Annotated in this window: 25 protein-coding genes; all 25 read left to right on the plus strand. The window is 29.9% G+C overall.

Translation table 11 applies throughout. The annotated features are described in order from the left end of the window. Positions 1–458: 458 nt before the first annotated feature. The 25 genes from ACFWM3_RS02305 to ACFWM3_RS02425 all read left to right on the plus strand — a co-directional run bounded on the left by ACFWM3_RS02305 (position 459) and on the right by ACFWM3_RS02425 (position 25,222). The gene (locus ACFWM3_RS02305; protein WP_390309980.1) at positions 459–1,214 is read left to right on the plus strand and encodes a YveK family protein; all 756 of its coding nucleotides are present in this window, start codon (positions 459–461) and stop codon (positions 1,212–1,214) included. After that, positions 1,144–1,812: a CpsD/CapB family tyrosine-protein kinase gene (locus tag ACFWM3_RS02310; RefSeq protein WP_390309982.1), complete on the plus strand. Its 669-nt coding sequence runs from the start codon at positions 1,144–1,146 to the stop codon at positions 1,810–1,812. The genes ACFWM3_RS02305 and ACFWM3_RS02310 overlap by 71 nt, the downstream gene beginning before the upstream one ends. Before the next feature lie 291 nt (positions 1,813–2,103). Beyond that, entirely contained in the window at positions 2,104–3,927 is a 1,824-nt protein-coding gene (locus ACFWM3_RS02315; protein WP_390309984.1) for a polysaccharide biosynthesis protein, read from the plus strand. Between the two features lie 16 nt (positions 3,928–3,943). After that, complete coding sequence (locus ACFWM3_RS02320; protein ID WP_390310389.1) at positions 3,944–4,066, plus strand: hypothetical protein; 123 nt, start codon at positions 3,944–3,946, stop codon at positions 4,064–4,066. 5 nt (positions 4,067–4,071) lie between these two features. Next, positions 4,072–5,181 (plus strand): glycosyltransferase family 4 protein, encoded by a 1,110-nt coding sequence (locus ACFWM3_RS02325; RefSeq protein WP_390309986.1) that lies wholly within the window; start codon positions 4,072–4,074, stop codon positions 5,179–5,181. Between the two features lie 17 nt (positions 5,182–5,198). Continuing rightward, positions 5,199–6,314, plus strand: coding sequence for a glycosyltransferase family 4 protein (locus ACFWM3_RS02330; protein ID WP_390309988.1), 1,116 nt, complete (start codon positions 5,199–5,201; stop codon positions 6,312–6,314). 1 nt (position 6,315) lies between these two features. After that, positions 6,316–7,206: a glycosyltransferase family A protein gene (locus tag ACFWM3_RS02335; protein WP_390309990.1), complete on the plus strand. Its 891-nt coding sequence runs from the start codon at positions 6,316–6,318 to the stop codon at positions 7,204–7,206. A 22-nt stretch (positions 7,207–7,228) separates the two neighbouring features. Further along, positions 7,229–8,305 (plus strand): EpsG family protein, encoded by a 1,077-nt coding sequence (locus ACFWM3_RS02340; RefSeq protein ID WP_390309992.1) that lies wholly within the window; start codon positions 7,229–7,231, stop codon positions 8,303–8,305. 25 nt (positions 8,306–8,330) lie between these two features. Beyond that, positions 8,331–9,542, plus strand: a complete 1,212-nt coding sequence (locus ACFWM3_RS02345) for a glycosyltransferase (protein ID WP_390309993.1) — start codon at positions 8,331–8,333, stop codon at positions 9,540–9,542. Further along, complete coding sequence (locus ACFWM3_RS02350) at positions 9,514–10,701, plus strand: glycosyltransferase (protein WP_390309995.1); 1,188 nt, start codon at positions 9,514–9,516, stop codon at positions 10,699–10,701. Before ACFWM3_RS02345 ends, ACFWM3_RS02350 begins: the two co-directional genes overlap by 29 nt. A gap of 18 nt (positions 10,702–10,719) precedes the next feature. Then, positions 10,720–11,727: a glycosyltransferase family 2 protein gene (locus tag ACFWM3_RS02355; protein ID WP_390309997.1), complete on the plus strand. Its 1,008-nt coding sequence runs from the start codon at positions 10,720–10,722 to the stop codon at positions 11,725–11,727. A 69-nt stretch (positions 11,728–11,796) separates the two neighbouring features. After that, positions 11,797–12,825 carry a glycosyltransferase family 2 protein gene (locus ACFWM3_RS02360; protein ID WP_390309999.1) on the plus strand — a complete coding sequence of 343 codons (1,029 nt, stop codon included), beginning with the start codon at positions 11,797–11,799 and terminating at the stop codon, positions 12,823–12,825. Positions 12,826–12,898: 73 nt separating this feature from the next. Continuing rightward, complete coding sequence (gene galE / locus ACFWM3_RS02365) at positions 12,899–13,951, plus strand: UDP-glucose 4-epimerase GalE (RefSeq protein ID WP_390310000.1); 1,053 nt, start codon at positions 12,899–12,901, stop codon at positions 13,949–13,951. 27 nt (positions 13,952–13,978) lie between these two features. After that, entirely contained in the window at positions 13,979–14,149 is a 171-nt protein-coding gene (locus ACFWM3_RS02370; RefSeq protein WP_390310002.1) for a YwzD family small protein, read from the plus strand. 13 nt (positions 14,150–14,162) lie between these two features. Continuing rightward, positions 14,163–14,762 (plus strand): sugar transferase, encoded by a 600-nt coding sequence (locus ACFWM3_RS02375; RefSeq protein ID WP_390310004.1) that lies wholly within the window; start codon positions 14,163–14,165, stop codon positions 14,760–14,762. A gap of 1 nt (position 14,763) precedes the next feature. Beyond that, entirely contained in the window at positions 14,764–15,405 is a 642-nt protein-coding gene (locus ACFWM3_RS02380; RefSeq protein ID WP_390310006.1) for an acetyltransferase, read from the plus strand. 18 nt (positions 15,406–15,423) lie between these two features. Then, a complete protein-coding gene (locus ACFWM3_RS02385; protein ID WP_390310008.1) occupies positions 15,424–16,596 on the plus strand; it encodes a DegT/DnrJ/EryC1/StrS family aminotransferase in 1,173 nt (390 codons plus the stop codon). Then, positions 16,593–16,934: a helix-turn-helix domain-containing protein gene (locus ACFWM3_RS02390; protein WP_390310010.1), complete on the plus strand. Its 342-nt coding sequence runs from the start codon at positions 16,593–16,595 to the stop codon at positions 16,932–16,934. Before ACFWM3_RS02385 ends, ACFWM3_RS02390 begins: the two co-directional genes overlap by 4 nt. 55 nt (positions 16,935–16,989) lie before the next feature. After that, positions 16,990–18,765, plus strand: coding sequence for an ABC transporter ATP-binding protein (locus tag ACFWM3_RS02395; protein WP_390310012.1), 1,776 nt, complete (start codon positions 16,990–16,992; stop codon positions 18,763–18,765). Positions 18,766–18,795: 30 nt separating this feature from the next. Then, a complete protein-coding gene (locus ACFWM3_RS02400; protein ID WP_390310013.1) occupies positions 18,796–19,938 on the plus strand; it encodes a polysaccharide deacetylase family protein in 1,143 nt (380 codons plus the stop codon). A 28-nt stretch (positions 19,939–19,966) separates the two neighbouring features. Continuing rightward, on the plus strand, positions 19,967–20,824 hold the full coding sequence (locus ACFWM3_RS02405) for a 6-hydroxymethylpterin diphosphokinase MptE-like protein (protein ID WP_390310015.1): 858 nt from the start codon (positions 19,967–19,969) through the stop codon (positions 20,822–20,824). A gap of 33 nt (positions 20,825–20,857) precedes the next feature. Then, positions 20,858–22,096, plus strand: a complete 1,239-nt coding sequence (locus ACFWM3_RS02410; protein WP_390310017.1) for a hypothetical protein — start codon at positions 20,858–20,860, stop codon at positions 22,094–22,096. Between the two features lie 76 nt (positions 22,097–22,172). Next, a complete protein-coding gene (locus ACFWM3_RS02415) occupies positions 22,173–22,919 on the plus strand; it encodes a 3-deoxy-manno-octulosonate cytidylyltransferase (RefSeq protein WP_390310018.1) in 747 nt (248 codons plus the stop codon). After that, positions 22,916–24,538: an aldolase catalytic domain-containing protein gene (locus ACFWM3_RS02420; protein ID WP_390310020.1), complete on the plus strand. Its 1,623-nt coding sequence runs from the start codon at positions 22,916–22,918 to the stop codon at positions 24,536–24,538. The genes ACFWM3_RS02415 and ACFWM3_RS02420 overlap by 4 nt, the downstream gene beginning before the upstream one ends. A 12-nt stretch (positions 24,539–24,550) precedes the next feature. After that, positions 24,551–25,222: an HAD hydrolase-like protein gene (locus ACFWM3_RS02425; protein WP_390310022.1), complete on the plus strand. Its 672-nt coding sequence runs from the start codon at positions 24,551–24,553 to the stop codon at positions 25,220–25,222. The last annotated feature ends 9 nt before the right edge of the window (positions 25,223–25,231 follow it).

Consider the following 25,231-nt stretch of genomic DNA (forward strand, 5'->3'; position numbering starts at 1 on the left):
GAATTTTTAATTAAAAAAATTAAAAACAAATGTATTTTAATTTGGTAAAAAGGATGTAAATTTATAGAAAATATTATTGACTTGTTCTTTTTAAGGAATTAAAATTTAGTTTATAATTAACGTAATTTTCAGTATTTTGTTGAAACAATACGCCATTTAGAATGGATTAGTATCTATAATATATATCATTTTTTACATTCAGCTGTTCGTTATATAGAAACTGAACGTTAATTTTAAATTAATTTAGTAGTGACTTTGTAGAATTTTAATACCTGTTTCTATTAAAAATGAATATTATTATCCATAGTTTTGTTCAATATAAAGAACCTTAAAGAAATTTACCTTTAGTTATTTTTGAATTATAGAATAAATACAAGTCCTCTCAAATTTTGTTCTTTATAATGAACTTATCCGATGGAAGCAGTATAAACAAAATATTGAAAAAAGTGGTGATGAATTTGGAAAATGAATTTAACATTAAAAAGTTATACGCAATCATAAAGAAACGTATTTGGATACTTATTGTATCAATCAGTCTATTTTTTGCTTTAGGTGGAATCTATACAGTCTATCTTACAACTCCACTGTACTCCACTTCTTCTAAATTAATAGTAAATGCAAAAACACCAGATTTAATGAACACACTATTGGTAATGGTAAAAGAGCCATCATTATTGGAATATGTTATTGAGCAGATGAATTTGAATATAACCTCAGATGATTTGAGCAAAGAAATTACAGTTGAAAGTGTAAACGGTTCATCGGTGGTTAAAATTACTGTAGTAGATTCAAATCCTGATTTAGCGGCAGAGATAGCCAATACTACAGCAGATGTTTTTATGAATCAAATGCCAAATATATTAGGATTTAAGGATATTAAACTTTTATCACGTGCAGAGGTCAATAATATTCCAATTAATGAAAATTATAGCAAATATAGTATTTATGGATTGTTAGTAGGATTAGCTGTTGGTATAGGACTCGTCTTTTTACTTGATTCATTGGATGACACGGTGAGGTCAGAGCAAAATGTTGAGGAATTACTTGGAATTCCTGTTTTAGGGACTGTTTCTAAAATGAGAAAGAAAAATACGTCATTAAGCAAAAGTGAAAGGAAACTTAATGCTATGAAGGAGGAGTATCATGCGATTAATGAACAGAAAATCATCACAATTAAAGAACAAAATCAATCTAATCAATCTAGTAACTTCTAATAGTCCAAATAGTAGAATTTCTGAGGAATACAGGACAATTAGAACAAATTTTCTAGGGTCAGTGGATGGACGGAAGACCCAATCTTTAATTGTGACATCTCCAAACCATAATGAGGGGAAATCTACAACTGCGGCAAATCTAGCAATATCACTAACACAGTTGGGAAAAAAGGTTCTCTTAATAGATGCTGATTTAAGAAGACCGAAGCTATTTTCTGCTTTTAATATTGGTAACTCTCTTGGATTAAGTAGCGTATTAACAGGAGAAAATAGATTAGAAGATGCAATAAAAAATACGGAAATTAAAGGTTTAGATTTATTACCTAGTGGACCGACTCTTGCCAATGCAGCTGATCTATTAGGTTCAATATTAATGAAGACATTAATCGAGACAGCAACAAATCAATATGATATGGTCTTGGTTGACACACCTCCTGTTCTTGAATTTGCAGATGTAAAAATTTTCTCAGATTATTGTGACGGTGTAATATTGGTTATTCGCTATGGGAAAACAGAAAGTAATGATCTTATTCAAGCTAAAAAACTATTAAGTGATAGTTCAAAGTTAGTAGGAGTCATTCTAAATAACAAAAGATAAGGATTTTAGTTGCTAAAAAAATAGATTTTATTTTTATAACCTTGTTCTTTATTAAGAATAATACCAACTTGAAGTAAAGGTGATGTCTTCTTACCTCTATCAATGAAGGCACTCGGTTATACTGTGGGTTGAAAGATACCTTAGACGCAAGTCGTCGAAAGTGTGATGTGAGGGTGGGTTGGATGCCCAATATTTAATTTAAAGTCTTTAACTATTGGATTTTTAAAGGGATTCAATAGTTAAAGACTTTAAAAATTTTAAGTGAACTCGTGTAGAAAAGGAGTAAGAAATGTGACTTATAGACAAAGAGTTTCTTTTATTATTTTCTTAGATTCATTTATTGTATTAACTTCTATTTTCTTTAGTCGATTTTTAGTAAACGCAACGATTGATGTTTTCAAAGCTCCGATTGTTATTAGCTCAATTACATTGGTACTTAGCCATCATTTATTTTCATTTATTTTTAAGCTATATAAGAAGGCCTGGGAGTATGCAAGTATCGGAGAACTAATCATAATCTTTGAAGCAATTACTTACTCAATTCTTTGCACTGCAATCGTACAGAAGTTGATTATACATGAAATGTATTTCCGACTATTAACGGTAACGTGGGTTCTACATATTTTGTTAATCGGAGGAACCCGTTTAGTATGGAGAATATATACAGATTCGTTTAAGAAGAATACAGAGAATAAAAATAGAACACTTATTATTGGTGCTGGTGCTGCAGGTACAATGGTAGTAAGACAATTGTTAAAAAATTATGATTCAGAATTAAAGCCAATTGCATTTATCGATGACAGTGTTAAAAAACAAAATTTACATATTTTGGGTATTCCGGTAATAGGTGGAGTAAACCAGATTGAAAATTATGTAAATAAACTAGATATAAGCAATATAATAATTGCAATTCCATCCTTAAGAAGAAAAGATCTTAATAAAATTTTACAAGAATGTACTAAAACAAAAGCAAAAACAAAAATTCTACCAATGCTAGAGGATATTATGACTGGAAAAGTATCCGTAAATCAATTTCGTGATGTACAAGTTGAAGACTTATTGGGGCGTGAGGCAGTTGAACTGGATATTGAAATGATTTCAGATTCAATTACAAATAAGATTGTATTAGTAACTGGTGCAGGCGGGTCTATTGGGTCTGAGATTTGTAGGCAAATTTCAAAGTTTAGTCCAAGTACTTTAATTTTATTAGGACATGGTGAAAATAGCATTTATACAATAGAAATGGATTTAAAAGAGCAATTCGTAAATACTTCGATTAAATTTGTAACAGAAATTGCAGATATACAAGACGAGAAGAAAATGATATCGATTATGAGAAAACATAGACCGCATGTAGTATACCATGCAGCTGCACATAAGCATGTTCCTTTAATGGAACAAAATCCTGAAGAAGCAGTGAAAAATAACATCATTGGTACACTAAATGTTGCAACTGCTGCTAGTTTATATGACGTTGAAAATTTCGTTATGATTTCAACTGACAAAGCCGTAAATCCAACTAGTGTAATGGGGGCAACTAAAAGATTGGCAGAAATGATAATACAAAATTTGGATCGAAATGGTAAAACTAAGTTTGTCGCTGTGCGATTTGGAAATGTCTTAGGTAGTCGGGGTAGCGTGATTCCTTTATTTAAGAAACAACTTGAAAAGGGTGGACCAATTACAGTAACTCATCCAGATATGGTTAGATACTTCATGACAATTCCTGAGGCTTCGAAGCTGGTGATCCAGGCCGGAGCTTTAGCTAATGGAGGAGAAATTTTTGTATTGGATATGGGCGACCCTGTAAAAATTGTTGACCTTGCTAAGAATTTGATTAAATTTTCTGGTAACTCAATTGATGAAGTGGGAATTGAGTTTACTGGCATACGTCCAGGTGAAAAGCTGTTCGAAGAATTATTGAATAAAGAAGAAGTGTATGAACAGCAAGTTTATCCGAAAATTTATGTAGGAAAGACATCAAAACTATATATTGACGAAATAAATGAAATAATTTTAACATATTCTACATTGGATCAGGAAAATCTCAAAGATAAATTACTGAATATTTCGAACAGTAAAATTGAAATAGAACAAGTGCTTTCAATATCTTAAAGGAGTGCCCATTTATATGAAAGTAAAAAAAGGTATTATTCCAACGGTGGGATTAGGGACTAGATTCATCTCAGCTACAAAAGCAATGCCAAATGTAGAGAAAAATAAAACTGGAATGGTTAAAAGGAATAATTGGTGAATTCTATGAAAAAAATATTATATATAACGACACTAAGTAGAACAATCAATGCCTTTTTAGTTCCTCATATTAAAAAACTTATCAGTGATAAAAACATAGTTGATTGTGCTTGTTCAGTTGATTTAGAAATCGATAGATCTCTAACTGAGCAAGGCGTAAATATTTACGACATTCCTTTTTCTAGGAATCCATTTCATCCATCAAATCTAAAGGCATTTAGACAGCTTATCAAAATACAAGCAGAGCATAAGTATGATATTGTACATGTCCATACACCAATTGCCGCATTGTACGGAAGACTTTTAAAGGCCAAGTTTCCCCAACTAAAAACAGTATATACAGTACATGGATTTCACTTTTATAAGGGGGCTCCCGTTACAAATTGGTGTATCTATTATCCTATTGAAAAAATAATGGGTTACTTTACAGACACAATCATAACGATGAATACTGAGGATTTTCAGAGAGCTCAGAAATTTAATATAAATAGGATTCTAAAAGTCCATGGTGTAGGGGTTGATTTTGCTTCCTATAACATGGATTTATTTCATAAGGACGAAATTAGAAGAAAATTGAATTTAAGTAAAGATGACTTTGTTATTCTTATGATTGCAGAGGTGAATCAAAATAAAAATCATAGGCAGATGATTGATGCCGTCGATATTTTAAAAAATAGAGGGATTCAAGTCAATGTAGTATGTGCAGGCGATGGACCGCTAAAAGAGGAACTAAAGGAAGTAGTAAGAATTAGAGGATTAGAAGAAAATATACAGTTTTTAGGTTTTCGTAATGACATTAGTGAACTTATAGCTGCCTGTGATATTGGGATTCTTTTATCACATAGGGAAGGTCTCCCAAGAAACATAATGGAGTTAATGGCATGTAAGAAAACAGTGATCGGTACAAATATCAGAGGTATTAGAGATTTAATTGAAAATAATGTAAATGGATTTTTAGTACCAACTAATGAACCAACCGTAACTGCGGACAGAATTGAACAGCTAATTAAGGACAGAGTATTATTAGAACAGATGGCTTCGAACGCGAATCACTTTATTAAGAAGTATGACGTAAATCAAGTGGTAAGTAGTATAGCTAAATCTTATGCTCTGTAAGTAAGGAGTCTATTACTATGAAGAGTTTACACGTTTTACCAATGAATAAGCTGAGTGGAGCCGAGAAATTGGCTCTTATTTTATGTAAAAATATGAAAAATGATGAACCAATAGTTGTTTGTGGTGGAGAAGATTTAAAATCAATCTTTAAAAAAAATAATATAAAGAGCTACTCAATAGACTTTAAAGATAAAAACCCAATAAAAATATTTTTGAATCTAAGAAAAATAATAAAAAATAACAACATTAAGATTGTTCATGCACATGACAATATAGCATCGATTTTTTCTTATTTAACGATAAAAATATTTCACTTAGACGCAAAAGTTCTTTCTCATATTCATATTTGTTATCCATGGTTAGAAAGTAATAACCTAAATAAACTAATTGATACTTTTTTTCGAAAACGATATGACCATAATATTGCGTGTGGCAAAGAAGTATTTGAATACTATAAAAAAAATTCTGACTTTATTAATCATGTGAACACTACTACGCTCTCGAATGCGATTGATGTTGAAGAGATTAGAAATTATGTAGATATGGATAGAGAAAGAGCCTATCGAGAATTTAGTATACCAAAAAGAAAGGTAATAATAGGTTTTGTTGGTAGACTTTCCGAACAAAAAGGAATCATTCCTTTTATTTACCAATTAGCAAAACAGAAAGAGAAGTTTGAAGAATGCCAGTTTTTATTAATAGGCAGCGGAGATCAGGAAGAAGAGATAAAAAGTTTAATAAAAAATCTAGAATTAGAGGAATTGTTTAAACTCACTGGACATCAAGATAATGTTTACAAATTTTATCCACTTATTGATATATTCTTTTTGCCATCGATAAATGAGGGACTTCCAATGGTAATTTTAGAAGCAATGTGCTTTGAAAAACCTGTAGTTGCAATGGATGTGGGAAGTATAAGTGAGATTATAAAAAATGAGCATAATGGATTCATTATTTCTAATTTAGATTATCAACAATTCATAAAGAGTTTACTATATTTAAAGAATCAAGAGTTAAAACGTAAACAATTTGGAGAAAACGCTTATCACTCAATTAAAAAAGATTACGATATTACAAACTATGGAGCTTCAATAAAAAAAATATATATCAGTATGTTAAAACTGGAGGGATAAAGTGTCAAAGTTTCTTACAATTTTAACCCCTACATTTAATAGAAGTAAATTGTTAATCGACTGTTATGTAAGTCTAAAGAATCAGACATTAAAAGATTTTGAATGGATTATCATAGATGACGGAAGTATTGATGATACGAAAGCGATCGTTGCTGAACTAATGAGTAAAAATGAAATAGATATAAAATATTTTTATAAAGAAAATGGTGGAAAGCACACAGCTTTAAATGAAGGCGTAAAACATGCCCAGGGAAAGTTATCATTAATTTTAGATAGTGATGATCGTCTAACCCCTGACGCTGTAGGATCGATTAATAATTACTATAAAAAGTATAAGGAGCAAAAGGAAATTGGAAGTATATCGTTCCTAAGATGCTACAGTGATGGAAAGATAATTGGTGATACTTTTAATGAAAGTGAAATCATTTCTACTTATATTGATTTAATTATGAATAAAGGGACAAAAGGAGATAAGAGCGAAGTATTTGTTACGGATATTTTAAGGAAATACCCATTTCCGGTATATAAAAATGAGAGATTTATTGGAGAGCATGTTGCTTGGGTACGAATTGCACGTAAATACAAAACGTTATATATTAATAAACCTATTTATATCACTGAATATTTAGAAGGAGGATTAACGAAATCAGGAAGAAGATTACGGATTAACTGTCCTTTAGGTGGTATTGAAAGCAGTAAAGAAACTATAGATAAAAATTTCAACTGGAGAGTTCGAATTAAAAGTATGATGCTATATATTTGCTATGGTTTTTTTGCCAAGAAAAAATTAAATTGGATGTCAAAAAATTCGAAACAGTATTTATTATTCTGGTCTACTTTACCTGCAGGTATAATGTTATATCATTATTGGAATGTAAAGTATAATAACTGATTTTAGTAAGGGTGAGTCTATTTTGGTACCTTATGTTTTGACTTTACTATTTGCTTATAGCTATGGGTGGTTAGCAAAACGATTTGGAATTATTAAAAATAAGCAATTCATTAATAATAAATATTTTATCTTTCCTGTATTAATTACTTTAATACTGATATCTGGACTTAGATTTATGAATGCTCTTTATAGTGATGAATGGATCTATCGAAGTGATTACGCCAAAATTGGAAATATGGATTTTAAAGATATATTTTCATTAAAGATTGAGCCGGGTTTTGCATTACTTAATTGGGCATTGTATAAAATATCGATTCAACCGCAATTTCTTATATTTATTTGCGCAGCAATAACCAATACGCTTATAGTTTTAACAATTGCTAAATTTAGTGAGAAGTTTGAGTTAAGTATACTCCTTTACATATGTATTGGCTTTTATTTTACTAGTTTTAATATTATGAGACAGTACTTAGCAATCAGTATTGTATTTTGGGCAATAAGATATCTGGGTAAAGGAAAATTCATAAAATATTTGATCTCCATATTAGTCGCGTCGACTTTTCACTTTTCTGCTTTAATAATGATTCCAACATATCTAATTTATAAAGGAAGAGCTTGGACAAAGTGGACAATTCTAACGATGGTATCTGGAGTCACGTTTACCGTTTCATTTGCTATACTCGTGAATATATTAGAGGCAGCTCTAGCAAATACTAAGTATAGTGATTATTTGAAAACATTAACAGAAGGTTATTATGGTGTTAATATTTTGAGGATTTTGATATTTATAATTCCGTTATTTCCTTTATTTATTTGGAGAGTACCACTAAAAAAAATATATTCAAATAGCGATCATTTGGTAAATCTCTACGTAATAGGCGTGATATTTATGTTACTTTCATCCAATTATGTTTTTATTGCTAGGATTGCAGATTATTTTACGATATTTAGCGTATTATTGATTCCGAAACTAACTGCATTATTTAAGAAAAGCAGCTTTAATCAATTAATTTATTTTGGCATTATGGTTTGTTATATGACGTTTTTCTATTATCAAATAAGCAATAGTGCTGGTTATACTAGTATTTTCTCAATATAAAAGGATAGAGAAAGAGGATGGAAATATGAAAAAGGTATTATTTCTAGTTTCGGATATGGAAAGTGGTGGGTTTCAAAAAAGCTTAGTGACATTATTACAATGTTTTGATTACAGTAAATATAAAATCGATATAGCTGTATTCTCACCGACTGGGATCTTTTTAAATCAAATTCCAAAAGAAGTAAATTTAATAAATCTGGGATTCCCACCTTCGTTTTTCAAAAAATTCCCGGGATGTATTTTAGATCTAATAAAGGAAAAAAAGATAAAATTCGCATTGAAAAGAACATTTCATTTCTTACTATCCAGACTTAATAAAGGTTATGCTGCAATGTATATGTCATCTAACTTCCCTATTATTGATGAGCATTATGATGTCGCTATTGATTATAATGGTCAACAAATTCTTTATTATTTAGTAGATAAGATAAAAGCCAATAAAAAAATAACCTATTTCCATAATGATTATGAAAAATGGAGTTACTACTATTCGGCCGATAAATTATATTACCCTAAAGTGGATTACATTGTAACTGTCTCAGAAATTTGTAAACAATCTTTAGATAAATTTTTTCCAGAATGCTCCCATAAAACGAGAGTTATTGAAAATATCAGTTCACCGACACTAATTAACAATATGGCGTGTAGTAACTTAGACTTGTTTGATGGTTTTGAAGGGACCAAGATTGTAACTGTGGGTAGACCTTTAATGAGTAAAGGGTACGATATTGCAATTAAAGCATCTGCTAAATTAAAAGCAAATGGATATAATTTTAGATGGTATTCGATAGGAACCTCAAATGAAGAATCAAAGTTTAAAAAAATGGTAACGGATTTAAACCTAAATAATGATTTTATTTTTTTAGGAGAAAAAGAAAATCCTTATCCATATATAAAACAGGCCGATCTCTATGCCCAGCCCTCACGATATGAAGGTAAGTCTGTAGCAATTGATGAGGCAAAAATACTAAATAAGCCTATTATTGTTACTAATTTTTCTACTGTACTAGATCAAATTGAGAATAAAGTAAATGGTATAATTACAAATATGGACGAAGAAAGTGTGTTCAAAGCTATAAAAGAGGCAATAGATTATAAAGAAAAACTAACCCTATTAACTGCAAATCTGAAAAACGAAAAATTAGGTAATGAGCACGAGATAAATAAGTTATATAGATTAATAGAGAACAATCAGGAGAAAATATCGAATGAAGAAAAAATTGCTGTTCTCAATTGAGTCCTTAAGGATAGGAGGTGCTGAAAAAAGTTTAGTAACTCTATTATCAAAGATTGACTATAAGAAATTTGATGTGGATTTATTTTTATTTAATTATTCAGGTGAATTTATTTCACTAGTACCAAAGGAAGTAAATATTATTAATAAAGATAATGATTATAAATTTTTTTCAGCACCACCAATTAAATCACTAACTAATTTATTAATAAGTAAAAAATACAACCTATTTTTTACTAAATTCATTTTTCTATTTATATTAACAATTCATAAATACATTTTGAAAAAAGAGTATATTGGATGGAAGTATGTTAGTCACTTTCTTCCCAAATTTAATAAAGAATATGATTTATCTGTGGGATTTCTAGAAAAAAAATCAATCTATTTTTCAGTAGATCATGTTAAAGCTAAGAAAAAAGTTGGATGGATTCATACAGACTATAGCAAAATCCCTTATAACTATAAGTTAGATAATCACTATTTTAAAGAATTAGATTTCATAATGACAGTTTCAAAGCATTGTAAAGAAGTGCTAATGCAGAAATTTCCAGCATGTAATCATAAAATAAAAATAATAAATAATATCGTCTCGCCAAATTTAATAAAAAGTATGGCAAATGAGATGGTCAAACACAATATAGAAAAAAGTACGGACGAGATACTGATTGTTACTGTTTGTAGATTAATTCCTCAAAAAGGGATAGAGGATGCAATAAATGCATGTGAAAAGTTAGGTAATCAAGGGTTTAAAATAAAATGGATAGTTATTGGAGATGGACCTGAAAAAGAAAAATTAACTAGTTTAATAAAAAATAAAGGATTAGTAAAACAATTTTTTCTTTTTGGGAGTAAAGGTAATCCGTATCCTTATATGAAAATGTGTGACATTTATGTGCAGCCTTCACATGTAGAAGGATTTGGAATTACGGTATTAGAAGCTAAGATTTTAGGTAAAGCAATTGTAACGAGTGACATCCCAGAATTTAGAGAGCAGATACAACATCATGAAAATGGATTAACTTATGGCAATATCGATGAACTAGTATCAAATATAGTGAAAATAATAAAGGAAAAAGATCTATCCTTAAAATTTATGAGGAACTTAGAAAATCAACAATTTGATAATTCAATTGAAATTAATCAGTTAGTAAAAATTATTTAATTAAAAGGGGGGTAGATCTTGCAACCTTTAGTAAGTGTAATAGTTCCTATATATAATGCCGAGAAATATTTAAAAGAGTGTATTAATTCTTTAATTTCTCAATCTGAAAAAAATATTGAAATAATTTTAGTGAATGATGGATCTACGGATAATAGCCTCAATATTGCATATGAGTATGCTAATAAAGATCCTAGAATAAAAGTTTTAAACCAAGAAAATGCTGGTCCAAGTGAAGCTAGAAATAATGGAATTGATCATTCCTGCGGTAATTACTTATCCTTTATTGATGCTGATGATTGGATTGAACAAAACATGTATAAAGAAATGTTGGCTTGTGCTATGAATAAGGATGTAGATTTAGTTCTATCAAATATGAAACTTATAAATAAAGATAATCAAATTGTTCATGCTCCAATAAAAGAAATAAATAAAAGTATATTTAATAAAAGTGAAATATTAAATGAACTAGTTCCGTTTGCACTTGAATTTGGAAATATAAATTCTTTAGCATCGAATTTATATTGTAGAGAACTAGTAGATAGTAACAACATTAGATTAAATGTTGACATTTTTTACGGAGAAGATTGGATATTTAATTTGGAATATCTAAAACATTCTAAATGTGCGTTATATATGGATAAGTCCTTTTATAATTACAGAAGAGGGATTGACAGCTCATCAAGTAAATATAATGATAAAACTTTTGAAACAAATGGAGTAATTATTTATAGAACTTCACAAGATTATGCAAATTATTTTAAAAGTAATATTTATATTGGTGGGGCAAATTTCCTCAATGTTACAATTCATTGCATTATATGTGAATGTAGAAGGCATGATATCGGATTTAGAGATAAATTAAGTAGGATCATGTCAATGTTAAATAATCCAAAGTTAAATGAAGCTGTAAAAAACACTAATCTGAAGAAACTACCCTATAAAAATAAAGTTATGGCAATGTTATTAAAATATCGATTAAATTGGTTAGTGTGCGGATATTTTGGAATAAAAAACTTTTTAATGTAGTCGATAATAAAAAAATTAATAAAAATTATGTGTTAAAAGGATAAATTTTTTTATAGGAGATATTAAAATATGCATCCTAAAATAAGTATAATAGTTCCTATTTATAATGTTGAAAATTATATTCATAAATGTATTGATTCAATTTTATCCCAAACATTTTCGGATTTTGAACTGATTCTAGTAAATGATGGATCCCCCGATCGTTGTGGGAATATAGCTGAAGAGTATTCCAAAAAAGATAGTAGAATTATAGTAATTCATAAAAAAAATGGTGGACTATCTGATGCTAGAAATTCAGGTATTGAAATTGCTAAAGGGGAATACATAGGGTTTGTGGATGGCGATGATTGGATCGAACCAGATATGTATAAATTACTTTATGATATGTGTGTAGAAAAAGAATGCGAAATTGCCAGCTGTAATTACTTTATTTTAAAAGATAATGAAAAGATTGAGAATAATCCATATCCTTTAATGGTTCAAAGCAGAAAGGAAGCAATGAGAACCTTACTAGATGGAAAAATGTATAATGAAGTTGTGTGTACAAAGTTATTTAAAAGAAGTTTATTTGAAAAACAAAGATTTAAAATAGGGATTATTCACGAGGATACTGACTTTACTTATCGAATGATTCATGAAAGTAATAAAGTTTGTTGTGTTGGTAGTTCTAAATATAATTATTTACAGCGAAGTGGAAGTATAATGGAAGATTCAACTAAGAATATAAAAATTGATAGTGTATTAATATATATAGATATGTATAATTTCATGATTAAATATTACCCAGAGCTATGTAATAAAGTGTTAACAAAATTGGTATTTACTTCATTACATTTATTAAATTTATTTATTACAAATACTAATTTTTCGATTTATAAAAATGAATATTATAAAGTTACTAGCATTTTAAACAAATACTCAAATAAAACAGTAAAACTAAAAGAGTTACCTTTTACTGTAAAAATATTATTGCTAGTCATTAAAATTCATCCATTAATTTACAGGCCATTACTAAGCTTAATACAAATTAAGCATTTATTAACTAGTAAATTAAAGGGAGGAATAAGAAGTTTAAAATTAAATAAAGTTCAAGAATAGAGCATTTCAATTAACTTATTAGTTGAAATGCTTTTTTTTCATTACTTTTATTTTATATAGGAGGATGGCACAATTGAGAATTTTAATTACAGGTGGAGCGGGCTATATCGGAAGTCACGCTTGTGTAGAACTTTTAAATAATGACTATGAAATTATTGTTGTAGATAATTTTTCAAATAGTAGTCCCGAGAGTTTAAAGTGCATATCTGAAATTACAGGAAAATATTTCCCAATCTATCATATAGATATATTAAATAAAGGGAAGCTTGAAGAAGTGTTTATGAACCATCATATTGATGCTGTAATGCATTTCGCTGGATTAAAAGCAGTTGGTGAATCAAATAGCAAACCACTTGAATACTATCAAAATAATGTAACCGGCACCATCTATCTTTGTGAACTTATGAAAAAATATAATGTAAAAAAGCTTGTATTTAGCTCATCTGCAACCGTGTATGGCTCCCCAGATCAAGTGCCAATTTCTGAACACATGATGTTAGGGGCGGTAAATCCATATGGTCGCACGAAACAAATAATAGAGGATATACTGAGAGATTTATATAATTCCGACAATAATTGGAGAATTACATTATTGAGATACTTTAATCCTGTAGGTGCCCATAAAAGTGGATTGATTGGCGAAGATCCAAAAGGAACTCCAAACAATTTAGTTCCATACATATCGCAAGTAGCAGTAGGAAAGTTACTTAGTTTAAATATCTTTGGAAATGATTATCCAACGTTGGATGGAACAGGTATTAGGGATTACATTCATGTCGTGGATTTAGCGAAGGGCCATTTAAAAGCACTAGAAAAGCTTGGAGATGAAAATGGAGTAAACGCGTATAATCTCGGGACAGGTAGAGGCTATAGCGTTCTAGAAATGGTTAAAGCATTTGAAAAAGCTTCTGGAAGAAAAATTACTTACACAATTAAGGAACGTCGGCCAGGAGATGCAGCTATATGTTTTGCAGATCCTTCCAAGGCAAAAGCGGAGCTAGGTTGGGAAGCAATCAAAGATATTAACGACATGTGTGAGGATGCTTGGAATTGGCAAAAAAATAATCCTAATGGCTATGATAAATTTTCAGAAATCAATCTGCCTATAACGAACACTGGTATCTAATTGTTTCAAATTAAGTAGGAGGAAACTTTGAAATCGATTAACTTGAATCAGGAGCAGTTAAAGGAGATTCTTGAAAGCTTTTATAAAAAAGGTAATGAACAAGTTGATATAAAAACACAGGATTTTGTAAATGAAATCATTTATAAAATACAGACCCTGCGTAACACGAACCTAGTAAATGTAAGTAAGCTTAAATAGGGGGTCCAATTATATGAAAAGAAGTATAGATTTAATTATTTCTCTAATGATATTAATCGCTTTTTCTCCAATCCTCTTAGTTGTTGGAGTAATGGTAAGATTCAAAATGGGATCACCAATTTTATTTACTCAGGTAAGGCCAGGATTAAACGGGAAACCGTTTAACTTATACAAATTCCGTACAATGGTTGACTTAAAGGATTCAAATGGTGAGCTATTATCTGACGAGTTACGATTAACCAAATTTGGAATATTCCTTCGAAAAATGAGTTTAGATGAATTTCCACAGTTGATTAATGTCGTTAAAGGTGAGATGAGTCTAGTAGGTCCAAGACCACTTTTAGTGGAATATTTATCTCTTTATACGAAAGAGCAAATGCAACGCCATGATGTTAAGCCTGGAATAACTGGTTGGGCTCAAGTGAACGGTAGAAATGCAATCACTTGGGAAGAGAAATTTAAATTTGATATTTGGTATGTAAAAAACTTCAGTCTTATAGTAGATTTAAAAATTTTATTCTTAACGTTTATTAAGGTGATCAAGAAAGAAGACATTAGTCAGCAAGGGCAAGCGACGATTGAAAAATTTAAGGGTTCATATGAAGTGATGTAGTATGAAAATAATTATATTAGGAAATGGTGGACACGGTAAAGTCATTCAAGAAATGGTACACTCTTTAACAAATCACGAAATCATAGCTATTTTAGATGATATATTTACTATTGAAAAACGGGAGAATGAAATCATATATGGTCCTGTAGATTCTATAAAAAAATACCTTACTTTTCAAGTTAAAGTAATCATTGCGATTGGTAATAATGATACAAGAAAAAAAATAGTAAATTTACTAAATATAAATAGCGATCAATATTTATCAATTATTCATCCATCAGCAATAATAAGCCCATCAGCTATCATTGGGAATGGGACAATTGTAATGCCTAAGTCAGTTATAAATACAGGTGCAAAAATTGGAAACCATTGCATTATTAACACAAGCTCGATTGTTGAACATGATAATTTGATTGGGGATTACTCACATGTTTCACCAAATGCAACATTAACTGGAAATGTTGAAATAGACGAAGGAGTCCATATAGGAGCTTCTGCAACTATTATACCAGGCTTGAAAATAGGAAAATGGTCAGTCATTGGAGCGGGATCAACTGTTTTACAAAATATTTTACCTTACAGTTGTGCAGTGGGAAGTCCTGCTAAAGTAATTAAAAAGTTAGCTGTTGGAATTAAAAATTAAACGAGAAGGGGTTTACAAATGTCTTTATCAAAAATTTATCTTTCTCCTCCACATATGAGTGGAAATGAGCAAAAATATATTAATCAAGCATTTGATTCGAATTGGGTTGCACCTCTAGGACCAAATGTTGACGCATTTGAAAAAGAGATTGCCTCATACGTAGGAGCCAGTGGAGCAGTTGCCGTCAATTCAGGAACGGCGGCAATTCACTTGGCTCTTTCTTTATTAGGCGTAACAAAAGGTGATAAGGTTTTTTGTTCAAGCCTTACTTTTGTGGCAAGCGCGAACCCGATTCTTTATCTAGGAGCTCAGCCAGTTTTTATTGATTCAGAGTCAGATACGTGGAATATGTCTCCGAGGGCTCTTGAAAAAGCTTTTCAGGATGCACATTTGGAACATAAGTTACCAAAAGCTGTAATTGTTGTGAACTTATATGGTCAAAGTGCAAAAATGGACGAAATACTTGCATTATGTAATCAATTTGATGTTCCAATCATTGAAGATGCGGCTGAATCACTGGGATCAACATATAGAGGTAAAGTAAGTGGTACATTTGGAAGATTTGGTATTTTTTCATTCAATGGAAATAAAATCATTACAACGTCAGGAGGAGGAGCGCTTATTTCTAATGACGTTGAAGCCCTACAAAGAGCTCGTTTTTTAGCTACTCAAGCAAGGGACTCAACACTATTCTATCAACATAGTGAAATGGGATATAACTATCGAATGAGTAATATACTAGCTGGAATTGGTAGAGCTCAATTAGAAGTATTGGATGAAAGAGTAGAAAAAAGAAGACTTATCTTTGAACGTTACTCTAAAGAACTATCAAATATAACTGGTTTATCGTTCATGCCTGAATTAAAAAATACAAGGAGTAATCGCTGGCTTACAGTCGTTACAATTGACCAAGAATTAGGAATTTCTACTAAGCGTCTAATTGAAGCATTGGCAGAAGAAAATATTGAAGCTCGTCATGTATGGAAACCGCTCCATATGCAGCCCCTTTTTGAAAATACCCCTTATTATTCACATGATAAAAATGAAGATGTAGCTCAAATCTTATTTAAAACAGGCATATGTCTTCCTTCTGGATCAAACTTAACAGAAGAAGAGCAAAACAGGGTTATAAGTTGTCTTAAAAATACAATTTATAAAGAACTCTGTAAGGTAAAAGAGGTGAAAATATGATAGGAAAAAAAATACAAGAAATTCGTAAAAAGAAGGGGTTAACATTATCTGAGCTTGCTGAAAAAGCGAATATTTCTAAGTCCTATTTAAGTAACATTGAACGTGAAATAAACCAGAATCCATCTATTCAAGTTATGGAAAAGATTACGAAAGTACTAAGTGTCGATATGAGCACTTTGTTAGGTATAAATGCAGAAATACAGCATCCCCTTGAAAAGGAATGGTTCAATTTTGCAATTGAACTTAAGGAATTAGGAATTGATATTGAAAAAATCCATGAGTATAAATCTATTTTTGAGTTTATAAAATGGAAAAGTAAAATTGAAAACAACAGATAGCATTTAAAAATTGATGTTATCTTTAGATATTTCATTGTAAAGGTGTGAAAGAAAATTGGGAGATACATTAAATAAATTACTTCTGCTCTTTAACAAAAGAGAAAAGAAAAAGTTGTTAGTCTTATTTCTTATGATGATAGTCTCTGCGATGTTTGAAACAGTAGGGATTGGATTAATCGTTCCATTCGTAGGTATTGTTACGAATCCTTCGATTATAAAGGAACAAAAGATTTTAAATACAATTTATGAGTTATTTCAATTTAAATCGACAACATCTTTTTTGATCTTTTCGGTCTTTGTACTACTTTTGATTTTTGTTTTAAAAAATTTATATATTTTATTGTTTCAATATTCCCAGAACCGTGTGATTCTTAACCAACAAGTTAAATTGTCAAAAAGACTATTTAATGGGTACTTAACAAAACCATATACATTTCATTTACAAAGAAACACAGCAGTATTACTTCGAAATGTAAATGAGGAAGTACCTAAAGTGTTTCAGGGGATTATTTTATCCGGATTTCAATTGTTTACGGAGTTACTTGTAATATTTTGCATTTTAAGTTTGTTATTATATACAACTCCAGTAGCAACATTAACAGCCTCCTTTTTATTAGGCGGAAGCGTCATATTGTTTTTAAAAATGTTTAGGAAAAAGATGAGTGAAATAGGAAAAGAACAACAGCAAGTTAACGGGCAGATGATTAAATGGATGAACCAGGGGTTAGGCGCAAGTAAAGAAGTGAAGGTATCTGGAAAAGAAAACTTTTTTGTTAATGCTTATGCAGAGCAGAGCCAAAAAAATGCAATTATTAAACGGTATATCATGATGCTTGACCAAGTTCCAAGGTTGTTTATTGAAACGTTAATTGTATCAATTGTTCTTATTACTATGTTGATCATTATTTTCCAAGGGATTACGATGACAAAAATAGTATCTACTATGGCTCTATTTGCAATGGCAGCTTTTAGACTTATGCCTTCTATTAATCGAGTAATCTCGATGATTTCAACTATTCGATATAATAGGCCAGCTTTAACTGTTATCTATGAAGACTTATTTGTAAATTCAGAAGAGCTTTCGCAAAATTTTACGGAGGATCACTCTTTAGATTTATCTATTAATGAAGAGGGGACATTTAAGGATTCAATTAGATTGAATGGTGTGTTTTTTAAGTATCCTAACCAACAGGACTATTCAATTAAAGACGTATCATTAACGATTCCAATAGGTCAATCAGTAGCATTTATAGGGGAATCAGGCGCTGGAAAAACAACTCTAGTAGATATTATTCTTGGTCTTTTTCGTCCGGAAAAAGGAACCATTTCTGTCGATGATAAAGATTTTCACGAAATAGAGTCAACTTGGAAAAAGAAAATAGGATATATTCCTCAATCGATTTTCCTAACAGATGACACAATTAGAGGTAATATTGCTTTTGGAATGCCAAATTCTCACATAGATGATAGAGCAGTATGGAAAGCTCTAGAACAGGCACAGTTAAAGGCGTTTGTTGAGTCTCTGCCTGAGAAGTTAGATACACCTGTTGGAGAAAGAGGAGTAAGACTTTCTGGCGGTCAACGTCAACGGATTGGGATTGCTCGAGCACTGTATCATAATCCTGAAATAATTTTTATGGATGAGGCAACATCAGCATTAGACAATGAAACGGAAAAAGAAATTATGTCAGAAATTAATAAGTTGAAAGGTGAAAAGACTTTAATAATCATTGCTCATAGACTAACTACTATTGAAAATTGTGATGTTGTATATAAGATAAGTAATGGAAAACTTGTCTCTGTTAATGAATTAAAAATGTCAGTAATATAATTTCAGACGGGTAGGAGGAGGAAACTAAGGTTGAAGAGAATAATAGATATTTTAAGAAAAGTAAAGAGGAAGTATCACTCATATAGATTTTGGCAGTATTTAATAAAAAAGATGGAAAAGAATATTCAATTCGAAAAGCTTAGTAATATGTCCCCTTATATAAATAAACCTGGAATTGCATTTACATTTGACGACAGTTATAGAGTTAGCCAATGGGCTAAATACGGAAAAGAATTGTTTGGACATTACGATGTAAAAGTAACTTTTAATGTAAATGCATTTCATCATTTTGAAAATGAAAGAGAGCATTCCCAAGAAGAAATAGATTTATTATTAGAGTTACAAGCCAAAGGTCACGAAATAGCACACCATGGTTATAAACATCAAAATGCTGACACATATTCCCGTGAAAAAGGTGTATATAAGTGGTTAGATGCTGAGATTGAACCCTTGTTCGATTGGCTGGAAAAACAATCACACTCTAAAACAAAAGAGAAGTTTAAAAAGCCTGTTACCTTTGCATTTCCATATGCAGAATACAATGAAGATAATATTAAGGCGTTAATACCTAAATACTTTAAAATTGTAAGAGGACAATTGGTAGGTGATAATCTTACACCATTTAAACATACTGGATTAGCTCCTTCAATTTGTATAGATAGAAATTGTTTGCAAAATCCTAAGTATATAAAAAAAATGATGAAAATTTGTAAAAAAACAGGCATGAATTTAATCTTTATGTGTCATTCAATAATTCCAGATGAAATTTGCTGGGATGAATTTGGATGGGGAGAGGACCCTACTGGTTCAGGTAAGTATAGAATTTCACCTAATACAATTCAGTATATTATTAGTGAGGCAAAAAAGTTAGGAATGGAATTCTATACAACTGCTGAATTAGCTGGTGCAGCTACTTTCATAGATAGAAATTTTGAAAATTTTGTAAGAGAATTAGTATCGAGACCAAATGATCAATGGATCTCTATATCGAAATTGAGCTTAATAAAAGAACTAGATTTGAGAAACCAGAATATTTCTAATTTAGATGGTATACAGTATTTTGTAAATCTAGAAAAACTATATTTAGCTGGTAATAATATTTCTGATTTTAGATTGTTAAATAAGTTAACTAATTTAAAAGAATTAGATATTAGTATAAACTTAGTTTCTTAGATAGATTAAATTCGAGGTGTTGGAATGCATGAGCATTAAGAATAAGTTAAAGCAAAATAAAATTACTTATTTTTTTATTAAGAAATTAAGATTCATTCAACTTATTATGTTACCTAAATTATTTAATATTTTTAAGTTTAATCTAATGAAGTATTTAAGGTTAATGGGAATCTCTCATGTTAATCAATATAAAAAGTTAAAACTACTAAAAAATAAACATGTTGGAGAGAGATGCTTTATAGTAGGCACTGGACCTAGTTTAACTATTGAAGATTTAGAAAAGCTACATAATGAAAATACGTATAGTATGAATTCCATATGCTTAGCTTTTAATGAAACAAATTGGAGACCAACATATTATGGAATTCAAGATATAGGGATATATAATCAATTTGAAAAGGAAATAGAGTCACTTGAGGTCGAATGTAAATTCATAAGTGACTTTATTGTTAAACAAAAAAAAGTTTCGGATGATTCTTTTATATATCCACATAATATACTTAGTCATGATTTTCCACATAAAAAATATTATTCAAAGTTTAGCGGTAATGCCTTTGCCGTGGTATACGATGGGTATTCAATTACGTATTCAATGATTCAAATAGCAGTTTATATGGGATTTAAAGAAATCTATTTAATTGGTGTAGATTGTAACTATCCAAGCAATTTAAACCATCACTTTAGGGAGTATCAAGGTGTTGACTCTACGTTTTTAACAGCGGGCGAAAGAATGGTTGTTGCTTATAAAGAAGCTAAGATGTTTGCAGATAAAAATAATATAAAAATATATAACGCTACAAGAGGAGGAATGCTAGAACTATTTGAAAGAGTAAATTTAGATGAGGTTTTATTTAGGGGTTCTTTGTTACAAACCAAAGTGGAGTAGTATTTTTATTAAATAAGTTTGGGGTAAAAATGTATGCTAAATAATAAAAGTTCAAGTAAAAAGCAAATGCAGAGTAAAGAAAATACATATATTTTTATTGATAATTTACAATATAGGCTACTATATATAAAATTAGATCAAAATATAGTAAGTCTTATATACTACATGCTTTTACGAGGAAAACCTTTTAATTTTTTTACAAGAAAAACAAGAAGTCGAGCGTTAAATTTTATAAAACCCTTAGTTTGCTTAATTAGAGTAATAGAATTTATCTATTTAATTTATAAAAAAAAATATTTACTTCCTGGGTCTCAAAGTTCCCATCCCAATATTTCTACAATACATAATGGACACTGTTTATTAGTAACTGTTCAAGGGGAATACAAAATTGTAAATTTTAAAGAGAAGATTCTCATAACTTTTTTTCCTAATCATTTTTCAATTAAGGAGATTAAAGAAATTATAACGAAATTTAAAGAATCTCAAAAGTGTAAATTAGCACCGGAGTTAATAAGTTGGGATATAAAAAAACGATTTATGAAGGAGTCATATTATAATATTAAAACTTCATCATTTAATTTTAAGAATAATCAACATTTCTATTCAGAAGTTCTTCCAATATTAAAGGATATAATATTAAGTAATAACCACCAATTAATATTATTGAAAAACCATATTCAAAACTTAAACATTAGGATCAATAAATTAGTAGAATTGTATTTAAAAGAAAATAAAAAGTTAAAAAGTTTTGCAAAAAATATTCAAGATTTTATTGTAGAAATTAATGAGAAACTGGAAGAGAAACCTTCTGAAATGAAATTGTTATTAGTGTTTTCTCATGGTGACTTTTGGGAAGGAAATATTCTTAAAAATAAGTTGGGGTGTAGAGTAATAGATTGGAATACTCTTAATAAGAGAAGTTATTTCTTTGACTTTTATTTTATCATGTTTGACATAATTTCAAAAATGGATGACTCGGTAAAATATAATCAAAGCAGAAAAATAGAAGACGCCTATAAATTTTTTATTAGCAACAATATGAAGAATATAAACTTTAAAAATTTTGTCGACCAATCTGAAACATACCAATATATTTATTATTTGGAATATATTCTTCTTAAATTACAAGAAAATCTAAAAAGAGATGTAAGGTATTTAGGTTATTTAGAAGAACAGATTAATTTCTTTAAATTATATGAACTTTATAGAAATGAAAATCTATTATTCAGTGATATTCCTAATGCTTTTGAATATGGAGTTGAATTAACATAAAAAAAGATTTTTTAATATATCCTGTGGTTCTTAAAAAAGAACGGTATCTGGATTAAAAAAAGACGGGAGGATTTATATGAAAATTATCGGAGTAATTCCAGCTAGATATAATTCGTCAAGATTTCCAGGAAAACCATTAGCAGATATTTGTGGAAAACCAATGATTTGGTGGGTTCACGAACGATTAAAAGGATTAGAGGAACTAAGTGAAGTATATGTAGCAACAGATGATTTACGTATTAAAGAAGTTTGTGAAAGTTATGGAATAAAAACGATTATGACTTCTGAAAATCATAAAACACACCTAGACCGACTATACGAGGTTTCTACATTAATAGATTCTGATTTTTATATTAATGTAAACGGGGATGAACCTTTAATAGAAACTGAGGCAATTAGAAGGATTCTACCTAAGGAAGTTGATTCAAATTCCTTATATGTATCAAATTTAATGACAGAATTAAAAAATCCTTTAGAGGCCGTAGACTTCTCTAAAATAAAAATTGCAACAGATGTTTTTGGATATGGTTTATATTTGGCCAGAAGTCCAATTCCTTACCCAAAAGGGACATACGATTTCTATTATAAGAAGTTCGTTGGAGTACAATGTTTTACAAAAAGTGCATTGGAGTTCTGTTATTCAGCTCCAAGGGGACCTTTAGAAGCTGCTGAGGATATTGATGAATTTAGATTTATAGAAAATGGTCAAAGGATAAAATTTGTAGAAGCAAATGTTACTACTTTATCTGTAGATACTCCAAAGGATTTAGATAAAGTACGGGAAATCATAAAAAATCGTATAGAAAGTGTGGTTTTTGAGTGAACAATATAAAGCTACTCGACTGTACTTTACGCGATGGTGGATACATCAACGATTGGAACTTTGGCAAGAGAACGGTTAAAAAAGTAATTGAAAAGTTGACACAGTCTAATATTGACATTATAGAATGTGGATTTCTTAGAGATGTGGATTATGATAGTGATACTACAATTTTCAATGATATAGAAAAGATCAAGGAACTGATTCAGCCAAAAAATAATGATACTATTTACGTAGCTATGATTGATCAACCATTTATCTCAATCGACAAAATAAAAGTATATGATGGTACTTCAATTGATGGGATTCGATTAACGTTTCATGATAATGAAAAAGAAATCGCTGAAGCATTAGAATATGGAAAAATGTTAATTGAAAAAGGGTATAAAGTTTTTATTCAACCTGTGGGTACTACTAGCTACACTGATGCGAATCTGTTAGCTTTGATCGAAAAAGTTAATGCGTTAAAACCATATGCATTCTACTTAGTTGATACACTTGGGATCATGTACAAAAATAATTTACTAAGAATGTACCATCTACTAGATCATAATCTTGATAAAACAATTAGCATCGGATTCCATTCTCATAATAATTTACAACTATCTTTTTCAAATGCCCAAGAATTGTTAACGCTGCACACTAAAAGAAATATAATAATAGATTCTTCGGTATTTGGTATGGGAAGAGGAGCGGGAAATTTATGCACTGAGCTAATTTCCGAGTACATCAATGAAAATATTGAGGAAAAATATAAAATAGTACCGTTATTGGAAATTGTAGATGAACATTTGAGTAGATTTTTTAATGAGCCTAAATGGGGTTATTCCGTCCCCTATTTCATAGCTGCAATCAATAATTGTCACCCTAATTATGCATCATATTTAATGAACAAACAGACGATTTCTGTTAAATCAATCAATACAATATTAAGTAAAATCCCGAAGAAAAAACGTGATCTTTATGATGGAAATTATATTGATGATTTATATATAAATCATCAAATGCAATTGGTAGACGATACAGAAAGTTTAAAAAAATTAAGGAAACTAATTGGTAATAAAAAAGTACTTATTATAGCACCAGGTAAATCAATTGAAAAAGAATTAGAGTATATTAAAACGTTTATAAACGAAGAGAACCCATTTATTATTAGTGTAAATTTTTTACCAAGTACTTTTAACTGTAATGCCATTTTTATTAGCAATAGTAAGAGATTTAAAAGTATGGAAGATGTAATAAAAGATTTATCGATTGCAACAAATTTAATAACAACATCTAACATTACAAGCTTAAAAGTCGATTCATCTATAGTCGTTAACTATTCTGATTTACTGCTAGAAAACTCCATAATTTCAGACAATGCTGGATTAATGGCTATTAACTTATTAAATCGTTTATTTATTGATCATGTGTATCTTGCAGGATTTGATGGTTTCAGTTTAAACAAGGCTAAAAACTACTATTCAACAGAATTAATTAATCATATTGAAATGGTTGAGCTTGTTAAGAAGAATGAAGAAATAAAAAATTATTTGACCACTGTAGAAAAGCATATGGGAATTCACTATGTAACTTCGACAATTTATAAAGATGTTCATTTGTATAGTAAGACATATTAAAGCGGAGGTCATATGAAATATTCTACAATCATTTTTGACTTAGATGGAACATTATTAGATACAGCTGAAGGAATCATGATTGGTGCGAATCATACTGCAATTTTAATGGGGGCACCTGAATTAACAGTTCAACAACTGAGACGATTTATTGGTCCACCACCTGTCGAATCATTTATGCGAGAGTGTGGTTTTAATGAAGGAGTGGCAAGAGAAGCTGTAAAAATATATAGAAGTAGATATAAAGAAAAAGGTAAATTCGAAGCAAAACATTATAGCAATATTAAAGAATTACTAGTTTCATTGAAAGAGAAAAACTGTACTACAGCAGTTGCAACACTAAAGAGGGATGATTTAGCGAAAGAAATTTTGGAAAACTTTGAATTGGATAAATACTTTGATGCTATTTTTGGAGTTGATGATGCCGATACGCTTAGTAAATCTGATTTAATTCTAAAGTGTTTAGAAGAGGTAGAGCAAAATGATTTGTCAAAGGTAGTATTGATTGGCGATAGCATGCATGATGCAATTGGTGCAGAGAAAGTGGGAATTGATTTTATTGCCGTGACTTATGGTTACGGATTTGAAAGTAAAGTTGACGCAAGTAAATGTAAAAATGTTTATGTATCTGAAAGCGTTGAGGAGCTCTTTGATTTTTTTGAATTAAAGCAGACGATCAAGTATTAATTTTATTTG

Source organism: Gottfriedia sp. NPDC058432 (assembly GCF_042721555.1).
GTDB lineage: Bacteria > Bacillota > Bacilli > Bacillales > Bacillaceae_G > Gottfriedia.

Bases quoted from the DNA above. Each gene is read 5' to 3' on its own strand.
- ACFWM3_RS02310 (WP_390309982.1), top strand. From the start codon at position 1,144: ATGCGATTAATGAACAGAAAATCATCACAATTAAAGAACAAAATCAAT.
- ACFWM3_RS02320 (WP_390310389.1), top strand. From the start codon at position 3,944: ATGAAAGTAAAAAAAGGTATTATTCCAACGGTGGGATTAGGGACTAGA.
- ACFWM3_RS02325 (WP_390309986.1), top strand. From the start codon at position 4,072: ATGAAAAAAATATTATATATAACGACACTAAGTAGAACAATCAATGCC.
- ACFWM3_RS02330 (WP_390309988.1), top strand. From the start codon at position 5,199: ATGAAGAGTTTACACGTTTTACCAATGAATAAGCTGAGTGGAGCCGAG.
- ACFWM3_RS02345 (WP_390309993.1), top strand. From the start codon at position 8,331: ATGAAAAAGGTATTATTTCTAGTTTCGGATATGGAAAGTGGTGGGTTT.
- ACFWM3_RS02350 (WP_390309995.1), top strand. From the start codon at position 9,514: ATGAAGAAAAAATTGCTGTTCTCAATTGAGTCCTTAAGGATAGGAGGT.
- ACFWM3_RS02360 (WP_390309999.1), top strand. From the start codon at position 11,797: ATGCATCCTAAAATAAGTATAATAGTTCCTATTTATAATGTTGAAAAT.
- ACFWM3_RS02375 (WP_390310004.1), top strand. From the start codon at position 14,163: ATGAAAAGAAGTATAGATTTAATTATTTCTCTAATGATATTAATCGCT.
- ACFWM3_RS02380 (WP_390310006.1), top strand. From the start codon at position 14,764: ATGAAAATAATTATATTAGGAAATGGTGGACACGGTAAAGTCATTCAA.
- ACFWM3_RS02385 (WP_390310008.1), top strand. From the start codon at position 15,424: ATGTCTTTATCAAAAATTTATCTTTCTCCTCCACATATGAGTGGAAAT.
- ACFWM3_RS02390 (WP_390310010.1), top strand. From the start codon at position 16,593: ATGATAGGAAAAAAAATACAAGAAATTCGTAAAAAGAAGGGGTTAACA.
- ACFWM3_RS02405 (WP_390310015.1), top strand. From the start codon at position 19,967: ATGAGCATTAAGAATAAGTTAAAGCAAAATAAAATTACTTATTTTTTT.
- ACFWM3_RS02410 (WP_390310017.1), top strand. From the start codon at position 20,858: ATGCTAAATAATAAAAGTTCAAGTAAAAAGCAAATGCAGAGTAAAGAA.
- ACFWM3_RS02415 (WP_390310018.1), top strand. From the start codon at position 22,173: ATGAAAATTATCGGAGTAATTCCAGCTAGATATAATTCGTCAAGATTT.
- ACFWM3_RS02425 (WP_390310022.1), top strand. From the start codon at position 24,551: ATGAAATATTCTACAATCATTTTTGACTTAGATGGAACATTATTAGAT.